Below are 10,089 nucleotides of genomic sequence, written 5' to 3'. Positions count from 1 at the left end.
GCGCGGCGCCCCCCCCCCCCCCCCCCGCCCCCCCCCCCCCCCTCCCCCCCCCCCCCCCCCCCCCCGCCCCCCCCCCCCCCCCCCCCCCCCCCCCCGGGCCCCCCCCCCCCCCCCCACCCCCTCGCGGGCGGTCGCCCCGGCTTCCCTGAAACATTTTTTCGTTTCTTCGCCGGGGGGGCACCCCGCCCCCCCGCCCGCGACCATTGCCGAACGCGCCGCGCGTTTCAGCAGGGCGCGCCACCCTTGAACGCGGAAAGGAGACAGCAATGCGCCATCAGAATGCCACGGCGTATCGCTTCCTCGCGCCCTATCTGCTGATCTTTGCGGTGTTCTGGGTGTGGCCGATCATCAGCTCCTTCATGATCTCCTTCCAGGCGACGCGCACCGTGCCGTGGCGGTTCGCGCCCGGCTTCAACTGGGGCCGATTGATCGGGGATCCGGCCTTCTTCAACGCGCTTGAGAACACGCTGCTGATCCTGGTGATCCAGGTGCCGGTGATGATTTCGCTGGCGCTCGTCATGGCGGTGCTGTTGAATTCGCCGCTTTTGAAGGCGCGCGGCCTTTACCGCTTTGCCTTCTTCGCCCCGGTCGTGGTTGGCGAGGTCGCCTATTCGGCGGTGTTCCGGCTGATGTTCAACCTCGATTTCGGCATCATCAACAAGCTCTTGAACAGCGTCGGCCTGCCGAAGATCGACTGGTTCTCCAACGTCACGCCGGCGATGGCGCTGATCATGATCGCGGTGACCTGGCGCTGGGCCGGTTACAACGCCATCATCCTGCTCGCCGGCATGCAGTCCATTCCCGAAGATGTCTACGAGGCGGCGACGCTCGATCGTGTCAGCAAGCTCAAGCAGTTCTTCCATATCACCCTGCCGCTCCTCAAGCCGGTCATCGTGTTTTGCCTGGTGCTGTCGATCATCGGCACCATGCAGCTGTTCACCGAGCCGTTCCTGATCACCGAGCGGGGCGGCCCGGGAGGCGGCACGGAGACGCTTGGTCTGCTGCTCTATCGCCAGGGTTTCCGCTCGCTCAACTTCGGCTATGCGTCGGCCGTTGCCTACACCATGGCCGGCCTGGCGATCGCCATCACGCTGGTGCAACTGTGGCTGACGAGGGAGCCGAAATGAGCTCGCGCTCCTCCACCAGGCTGGGACGCAGCATTGCGCTGCATCTGTTCCTGACGCCGCTGGCGCTGATCTGGCTGTTTCCGCTGTGGATGATGGTGGTATTTTCGACCATGCCGGACAACGGCATCTTCAGCCCCGGCATCGAGCTGTTGCCGCACGGCAATTTCATTGACAATTTCAACAATCTGCAGCGGGACACCAACTTCGTCGGCGCCATCGGCATTTCGGTTTCGGTGGCGGTGACTTACACCATCCTGTCGGTGCTGCTGACGTCGATGGCCGGCTGGGCACTGGCTCGTTACCAGTTCTTCGGCAAAGGCGCGATTGTCGCCATTATCCTCGGCACCATCACGCTTCCCTATGCGGTCGTGCTGATCCCGCAATTCATCATGGTGGCGCGCGATTTCAAGCTCGCCAACACCTGGATTGCGCTGATCGTGCCGCCGCTGTTCAATTCGCTCGGCGTGCTGTTCATGCGGCAGAGTTTTTCGATGATGCCGGACGACCTCTTCGATGCGGCGCGCGTCGAAGGCGTAAAGGAATGGCGCATCTTCCTGTTCGTTGGGCTGCCCTTGGCGCGGCCGATGCTGGCGGCGCTCGCCATCATCCTGTTCCTCGCCTCCTGGAACAATTATCTGTGGCCGCTTTTGATCAACAGCCAGCCCGGTTCAATGACGGCGCCGGTGGCGCTCGGTACGCTGATCGGCCTCACCAAGGTGTCATGGGGCGGCATCATGGCGGGCGCCGTGATGCTGACGGTGCCGATGCTCGTCGTCTTCGTGCTGCTGCAGCGCCATTTCATCGCCGGCATCGCCGCCGGCGCAGTCAAGTAAGGGGCAGAATGGCAACGGTCACGCTCAACACTGTCGTCAAGCGCTTCGGCCTCTTCGAGGTTGTCCACGGCGCCAGCATCGATATCGAGGACGGCGAGTTCGTCGTCTTTGTCGGCCCGTCCGGCTGCGGCAAGTCTACTCTGCTCAGAATGATCGCCGGGCTCGAGGATATCAGCGCCGGCGAGATCGCCATCGGCGGCAAGGTAGTAAACGATGTCGAGCCAGCCGACCGCGGCATCGCCATGGTGTTCCAGTCCTACGCACTCTATCCGCACATGAGCGTCGAACAGAACCTCTCTTTCGGGCTGCGCATGACCGGCAACCCGAAGGCCGACACCGATCGGCGGATAAAGCGCGCGGCCGAGATCTTGCGCATCAGCGAATTGATGGACAGGCGGCCGAAAAAGCTCTCCGGCGGCCAGCGCCAGCGCGTCGCCATAGGTCGCGCCATCGTGCGCGAGCCGCAGGTCTTCCTGTTCGATGAGCCGCTCTCCAATCTCGACGCCGAACTGCGCGTCCAGATGCGCGTCGAGATCTCTCGGCTGCACAAGGAACTCGGCGCCACCATGATCTATGTCACGCACGACCAGACCGAGGCGATGACGCTCGCCGACAGGATCGTCGTGATGCGCGCCGGCCATATCGAGCAGATCGGCCGGCCGCTCGATCTCTACGACAATCCCGACAACCAGTTCGTGGCGGGCTTTGTCGGCTCGCCGAAGATGAACTTCATCAAAGCTCATATTGTCGGGCACGATGCGCGTGGCGTGATCGTCGAACTGGCGGGTCAGGACAAGACCCGTTTCACCCAGCCGCTGACGGGCGCTACGCCCGAAGTGGGTAGCAAGGTCATCGTCGGCGTGCGGCCCGAACATTTCGGCAACGCGGGAGAAGGTGGCGCCGACCTCGTCGTCGGCATCGACGTGATTGAGCACCTCGGCGGCACGAGCTTCCTCTACACCAGAACGGCCAATGGTGAAGACGTGGTGATCCAGCGCGACGCGGCAAAGGTTCCCGATGCGTCCGAAATCACCGTTTCCATCCGCAAATCCTACCTGTTCGACGAAAAAGGACTGCGGCTGCGGTGACCGCCGCCCTTTCCAGCCTTCAAGGAGAATGACAATGACTGCAACCACGCCCATTCGCTGGGGCATCCTCGGCCCGGGCAGCATCGCCCAGTCCTTTGCCGGTGGCGTGGCCGATTCGCGCACCGGAAAGCTGGTCGCCATCGGTGCCCGCAATCCCGCCAAGCCTGGCCTCGCCGAGAGTTTCCCCAGCGCCCGCATCCTCGATGGCTACGATGCGCTGCTTGCCGATCCCGAAGTCGACGCCGTCTACATTTCGATACCGCATCCCGGCCATGCGCAATGGGCGATCAAGGCGGCCGAGGCAGGAAAGCATGTGCTGTGCGAAAAGCCGCTTGCGCTGACCGCCTTCGAGGCCGACGCCATGATGCATGCCGCGCGCAAGGCCGGCACGTTTCTCGGCGAAGCCTTCATGTACCGGCTGCACCCGCAGACGCTGAAGCTGGTCGAGCTGATCAGGTCCGGTGTCATCGGCGAGATCAGGATGATCAAGTCGAGCTTCGGTTTCGCCATGCCGGGCTTCATGCCGCAGCACCGGCTCTACGCCAACGATCTTGCCGGCGGCGGCATTCTTGACGTCGGCGGCTATCCCGTCTCGATGGTCCGATTGATTGCCGGCGCCGCAGCTGGAAAACCCTTCGCCGAGCCTGACAAGGTCGTCGGCACCGCCCATCTTGGCCAGTCCGGCGTCGACGAATGGGCCTCGGCGCTGCTGCATTTCCCCGGCGGCATTGTCGCCGAAGTCTCCTGCAGCATCTCGCTCAACCAGGACAATGTTCTGCGCATCCTGGGCACCAAAGGCCGCATCGAGGTGCCGGACTTCTGGTTCGCTGGCGGTAACCGCAGCGTCGGCCTGGGCCAGATCGACGTCATTGCATCGGATGGCTCGCGCGAGACCATCAGCGTCAACGAGAAGCGCCATGTCTATTCCTTCGAGGTCGACGCGGCCGGCGAGGCCATTCGCGCCGGGAGGCAGGAATTCGCCTGGCCGGGCATGGCCTGGGCGGAAAGCCTCGGCACGTTGCGTGTGCTGGACAGATGGCGGGCGGCGGCCGGCCTCGAATACGGGATCGAGAAGCCCCAACAACGCATCAACACCATCTCCGGCCGGCCTTTGCGATCAGGCGGCACGGCGATCGCCAAGCGCAAGATACCGGGCCTGTCGAAGCCCGCGTCGGTGGTGGCGCTCGGCTTCGAGGATTTCCGCACGTTTTCCTCGGGCTCGATCCTGCTCGACGCCTTTTTCGAGGCCGGCGGCAATCTCTTCGACACCGGTTATGTCTACGGCGCCGGTTATACCGAGAAGCTGCTTGGCGAGTGGCTGAAGAACCGCGGCGTGCGCGCGCAATCGGTGGTCATCGCCAAGGGCGCCCACTCGCCGCTCTGCTATCCCGATGTGATCGGCAAGCAGCTCGACCAGTCGCTCGACCGCCTGCAGACCGACCATGTCGATGTCTATTTCATGCACCGCGACAATCCGGACGTGCCGGTCGGCGAATTCGTCGATGCGATGGATCGCGAGGTAAAGGCTGGCCGCATCCGCGGCCCGTTCGGCGGCTCGAACTGGACGATGGAACGCATGGATGAGGCCATTGCCTATGCCGAACGCACCGGCAAGCAAAAGCCCGGCGCGCTATCCAACAATTTCTCGCTGGCCGAAATGCTGGAGCCGATCTGGGCTGGCTGCATCACGTCCTCCACGGATGCGTGGAAGGCCTGGCTGACATCTCGGCAGATGCCGAACTTCGCCTGGTCGAGCCAGGGACGCGGCTTCTTCACCGACCGCGCCGGGCGCGACAGGCTCGACAACGAGGAACTGGTACGTGTCTGGTACTCGGAACGGAATTTCGGCCGCCGCGACCGGGCGATCGACCTTGCCGCGAGACTTGGCAAGAGCCCGATCCATGTTGCGCTCGCCTACGTGCTTGCTCAGCCTTTCCCATCCATTCCGCTGATCGGGCCGCGCACGCTGGACGAGTTGGACGACAGCCTTCGCGCCCTCGACATCACGCTTTCGCAGGCCGATCTCGAGTGGCTGGATGGCGGCAGTCTGCGCGCAGCCTAGCTGCCTGTCTAACGGCGGCGGCGTCAGGTCCCGTCATCGGACGCCCTGACGCCGCGCCTGGCCGGGGTTCTCATGCTGGCGTACATGCCGGTGGTGCGGAATTGGCTTGGCGTGATGCCGTAACAGCGGCGGAAGACCTTTGAAAAATAGTTCGCGTCCTCGAAGCCGCAGAGGATGGCGACTTCCTTCACCGGCAGAAAATCCACCTTGGTCAGCAGCTTCGCCGCGCGTTGCAGGCGCTGCTGCAGCACGAACTCGGCGGGCGGCACGCCTTCGCTTTCGGCGAAACAGCGCGAAAAATGAGCCCGGCTGAGGCCGCTGATCTGGACCAGGTCCGCCACCGGCAGCGGTTTATCGAGATTGGCACCGATGTGATCGATCACCGGCTGCATGACGCTCTGTTTTTCGGCAAAGGCGTGGGAGCCGAACACATCGTCATAGAGCGCCATCGCAGCCTCGTAGGCTATCGCCGAAGCAGCACCCGGCGAAGCAGCCCCTTTGATTAGGCGCAGGCTGCAATCGGCAAGATGATCGATCGTCGCCGGCTGCAGCCGAAATACAGGACCCGAGACGCTGAGGATCGACTTGTGGATGCGCAGCGCCTCCTCGCCGTTCATCGAGATCCAGAAAAACTCCCAGCGCTCATCCCCAGCCAGCCAGTAGCGGTGGTTGTGCGGCACCAGCACCAGCAATGTGTCGTTCTTCTGCAGGCGGTAGTTGCGGTTTTCGTAGCGCAGCCGGCCGGCTCCGCTAATCGTGTGCTGGAGCACTGTGAACGGTGTCTGGCCGCGCTTGCGGCCGTCCCAATCATAGATTTCGTCCTCGCGCACCTCGTAGCCCGTGCTCGTCGGCATGGCGTGCAGGCGCTGGCGACCGCGCGGCAGCGAGATCGTGCGCATGGATTGTCCGTTGGCTATTAAATCATCCAGCACAAAATTACCCTCGAAAGCATAATCCTTCTCTGGTCGCGCTCGCGAATAAGCGCATAATCTCCGTCGAAAAGCGAGAGGGATCCGCAGTCGAGGAGCGGACAGGGAGGTTGGTGAGCCGGATTCCGGCTTGTCGCGCACACATGTCACGGCATGTGGCTACAACTTCCCATTGTCATTCCTTGCCTGCATATCGAATGGAATGAGGTGCGCCTGATGAGTTTCAAAATCGCTATCATCGGTGCGGGCAGCGTCGGCTTCACCAAGAAATTGTTCACCGACATCCTGTGCGTGCCCGAATTCAAGGACATCGAATTCGCGTTGACCGACGTCAGCGAGCACAATCTTCAGATGATCAAGGCGATCCTCGACAGGATCATCGAGGCAAACAGATTGCCGACCAAGGTGACGGCGACCACCGACCGCCGCAAGGCGCTCGAAGGCGCACGCTACGTCATCAGCTGCGTCCGGGTCGGAGGCCTCGAAGCCTATGCCGACGATATCCGCATTCCCCTAAAATATGGCATCGACCAGTGCGTCGGCGATACGATTTGCGCCGGCGGCATTCTCTATGGCCAGCGCAACATCCCGGTGATCCTGGATTTCTGCAAGGACATCCGCGAGGTCGCCGAGACGAACGTCAAATTCCTGAACTACGCCAACCCGATGGCGATGAACACCTGGGCAGCGATCGAATACGGCAAGGTCGACACCGTCGGGCTCTGCCACGGGGTCCAGCACGGAGCCGAGCAGATCGCCGAGGTCCTCGGCGCGAAGTCCAGGCAGGAACTCGACTATGTCTGTTCAGGCATCAACCACCAGACCTGGTTCATCGACCTGCGCCTGAACGGCCGCCCCATCGGCAAGGACGAATTGGTGGCCGCCTTCGAGGCGCATCCGGTCTATTCGCAACAGGAGAAGCTGCGCATCGATGTCCTGAAGCGCTTCGGCGTCTATTCGACCGAAAGCAACGGCCATCTTTCCGAATATCTGCCCTGGTATCGCAAACGTCCCGACGAGATTACGCGCTGGATCGACATGTCCGACTGGATCCACGGTGAAACGGGCGGCTATCTTCGCTACTCCACCGAAACCCGCAACTGGTTCGAAACGGAATATCCGCAGTTCCTCGAAGCGGCGTCAAAGCCGATCGACCCGGATAAACGCTCCAACGAGCATGCCAGCCACATACTGGAGGCGCTGGAGACCAACCGCGTCTATCGCGGCCACTTCAACGTCAAGAACGATGGGGTGATCACCAACCTGCCGCAGGATGCCATCGTCGAGTCGCCCGGCTTCGTCGACCGTTTCGGCATCAACATGGCGGCCGGCATCGCGCTGCCGGAAGCCTGCGCCGCCACCTGCATTTCCTCCATCAACGTCCAGCGCATGTCGGTTCATGCCGCGATATCAGGCGACATCGATCTGTTGAAGCTCGCCGTGCTGCACGACCCGCTGGTCGGCGCGGTTTCGACGCCGGAGGAGGTCTGGCAGATGGTCGACGAAATGGTCGTCGCCCAGGCGGCCTGGCTGCCGCAATATGCCCATGCGGTTCCGGCCGCCAGGGAGCGGCTGTCGACATCTCAGGTGAAGACCCGCGAGTGGGCGGGCGCTGCACGGCGCAGCGTTCGCTCGATCGAGGAATTGCGAGCCGAAAAAGCTGCGCTGGCGCAAGCCGGCTGAAACCACATGCGGTGACGGTGGATCTACGGGAGGCGGATCCACTGCCAGGAAGCCGTTTGAGTTCGAGGAGAAGCGGAGCGGATGCAAACGCTCCGGAACAAACAAGAGGGAGAGAGACAGTGAGGAATTTACGCGATATCGGTCTTGCTGCCGGACTGGCGCTGAGCGTCTCGGTCTCGGCACTCAGTGTATACGCTAGCGAACCGACGGTTCCGCCGGCGCCGACACCGTTCCCCGCCGAGGGCAAGATCCACTATGTGGCGCGTGACTCCATTCTGGAGTTCAAGGCGCTCCCCGAATATCACGAGCCGGACTGGGTCACCGATAAATACGTCAAGACCGGCAAGCTGCCGCCGCTCAAGGACCGGCTGCCGAAAGAACCGCTGGTCTTCAAGACGGGCAACATGCAGGACGGCATCGGCGTCTACGGCGATACGATGCGCCATGTCATCGGCGGGCGGCCGGAGGGCTGGAACTACGGCGCCGGCCAGACCCAAGGCTGGGGCGGCATCGATATCGGTCTTTCCGAATGCCTGACGCGCACCGCACCGCTGTTCCAGGTCGAGGCGAAGGACACCGAGCCGTTGCCGAACCTGGCCAGGAGCTGGGACTGGTCGAAGGACGGCCACAAGCTGACCATGCACCTGGTCGAAGGCGCCAAATGGTCGGATGGCATTGCCTTCAATGCCGACGATGTCATGTTCTACTGGGACGACGAGGTCGTCGACCCGAACGTCTCGCCGCTGAACGGAGCGACGCCGGAAACTTTCGGTGTCGGCACGACGCTGAAGAAGATCGACGACTACACCGTCGAGTGGACCTTCAAGGAGGCGTTTCCGAAACAATATCTCTACGCGATGGCATACGGCACCTTCTGCCCGGGTCCTTCGCACATCCTGAAGCCGCAGCATCCGAAATATTCGAAGAACACCTACGATCAGTTCAAGAACGCCTTCCCGCCGGAATATATGAACCTGCCGGTAATGGGCGCCTGGGTGCCGGTCGAATACCGGCCTGACGATATCATCGTCCTGCGTCGCAACCCCTATTATTGGAAAGTCGACGAGAAGGGCAACCAGCTGCCTTACCTCAACGAGCTGCAGTACAAGCTGTCGACCTGGGCCGACCGCGACGTCCAGGCGGTCGCCGGCTCGGCTGACTTTTCCAATCTGGAACAGCCGGAAAACTTCGTCGCCTCGCTGAAGCGCGCGGCAGAGGCCAATGCGCCCGCACGCCTGGCCTTCGGCCCGCGGCTCATCGGCTACAATTTGCGCATGAACTTTTCCGCCAATGGCTGGGGCAACCCGGACGCGCGCGGGCAGGCCGTGCGCGAGCTGAACCGCAACGAGGACTTCCGCAAGGCCATCACCATGGCGCTCGACCGCAAGGCGCTCGGCGACTCGCTGGTCAAGGGGCCGTTCACCGCCATCTATCCCGGCGGACTGTCGTCGGGCACCAGCTTCTATGACCGCAATTCGACGGTCTACTATCCCTTCGATCTCGATGGCGCCAAGGCCGAACTGGCCAAGGCAGGCCTCAAGGACACCGACGGCGACGGTTTCGTGAACTTCCCTTCCGGCACCGCCGGCGGCAAGAACGTCGAGGTCGTGATGTTGGTCAACAACGACTACACCACCGACAAGAGCCTTGCCGAAGGCGTCGTCGCCCAGATGGAAAAGCTTGGAATTCGGGTCGTGCTCAACGGGCTCAACGGCACTCAGCGTGACGCTTCGCAATATTCCGGCCGCTTCGACTGGCTGGTCCGGCGCAACGACCAGGAACTGACCTCGGTGGTGCAGAACACCGCGCAGCTCGCCCCGGTCGGTCCGCGCACCAGCTGGGACCATCGAGCGCCGGAAAACGGCGAGGTCGATTTGATGCCTTTCGAAAAGGACCTCGTCGACATCGTCAACAAGTTCGTCTCGACGCAGGACAATGACCAACGCGCCAGCCTGATGAAACAGTTTCAGAAGATCTCGACGGAACACGTCTACAATGTCGGTCTGACGGAATATCCTGGCGCGCTGATCGTCAACAAGCGTTTCTCGAACATTCCGCAGGGCACGCCGATCTTCATGTTCAACTGGGCCGAGGATTCGATCATTCGCGAACGGGTCTTTGTCGCCGCCGACAAGCAGGCGAAATACGAGTTGTTCCCTGAGGAGCTGCCCGGCAAGCCCGGAGAAAAAGGCCCGATGGATTAGGTTTACCTCCCCTGACTGAGAGAATTCGGGCCGCGCCGCCCGCGCGGCCCGACAAAGTAAACCTCCGGCCGCAGACAAAGGGGGCGATCGGCGCGCCAAAGAAACCGGCCGGGCCTGTTGGGATTACTGCACACGCGCATAGCGTCGGCAATAACCGTGCTCG

At 62.5% G+C, this 10,089-nt stretch carries 7 protein-coding genes; 6 read left to right on the top strand and 1 reads right to left on the bottom strand.

Annotated features, from left to right (window positions below):
• The first annotated feature begins 266 nt into the window (after positions 1-266).
• From NKJ90_RS32730 to NKJ90_RS32715, 4 genes are read left to right on the top strand one after another with little or no spacing between them, the layout of a single operon-like run.
• On the top strand, positions 267-1,127 hold the full coding sequence (locus NKJ90_RS32730; RefSeq protein ID WP_023758410.1) for a carbohydrate ABC transporter permease: 861 nt from the start codon (positions 267-269) through the stop codon (positions 1,125-1,127).
• A complete protein-coding gene (locus tag NKJ90_RS32725; RefSeq protein ID WP_023758409.1) occupies positions 1,124-1,960 on the top strand; it encodes a carbohydrate ABC transporter permease in 837 nt (278 codons plus the stop codon). Before NKJ90_RS32730 ends, NKJ90_RS32725 begins: the two co-directional genes overlap by 4 nt.
• An 8-nt stretch (positions 1,961-1,968) precedes the next feature.
• Complete coding sequence (locus NKJ90_RS32720; RefSeq protein ID WP_023758408.1) at positions 1,969-3,048, top strand: ABC transporter ATP-binding protein; 1,080 nt, start codon at positions 1,969-1,971, stop codon at positions 3,046-3,048.
• 34 nt (positions 3,049-3,082) lie between these two features.
• Positions 3,083-5,110: an aldo/keto reductase gene (locus NKJ90_RS32715; RefSeq protein ID WP_023758407.1), complete on the top strand. Its 2,028-nt coding sequence runs from the start codon at positions 3,083-3,085 to the stop codon at positions 5,108-5,110.
• Between the two features lie 23 nt (positions 5,111-5,133).
• On the opposite strand, the gene NKJ90_RS32710 is transcribed toward NKJ90_RS32715, so the two are convergent.
• A complete protein-coding gene (locus NKJ90_RS32710) occupies positions 5,134-6,042 on the bottom strand; it encodes an AraC family transcriptional regulator (RefSeq protein WP_023758406.1) in 909 nt (302 codons plus the stop codon).
• A 213-nt stretch (positions 6,043-6,255) separates the two neighbouring features.
• Between NKJ90_RS32710 and NKJ90_RS32705 the strand changes: the two genes are divergently transcribed.
• Both NKJ90_RS32705 and NKJ90_RS32700 read left to right on the top strand, forming a co-directional pair.
• On the top strand, positions 6,256-7,722 hold the full coding sequence (locus NKJ90_RS32705; RefSeq protein WP_023758405.1) for an alpha-glucosidase/alpha-galactosidase: 1,467 nt from the start codon (positions 6,256-6,258) through the stop codon (positions 7,720-7,722).
• Positions 7,723-7,841: 119 nt separating this feature from the next.
• Positions 7,842-9,926, top strand: coding sequence for an ABC transporter substrate-binding protein (locus NKJ90_RS32700; protein WP_023758404.1), 2,085 nt, complete (start codon positions 7,842-7,844; stop codon positions 9,924-9,926).
• Positions 9,927-10,089 lie beyond the last annotated feature (163 nt).

It is taken from the genome of Mesorhizobium sp. M0051 (genome assembly GCF_040323235.1).
Classification (GTDB): Bacteria; Pseudomonadota; Alphaproteobacteria; order Rhizobiales; family Rhizobiaceae; genus Mesorhizobium.
Note: the sequence above shows the minus strand (reverse complement) of the source record. Positions and strands in the feature narration are given on the sequence as shown.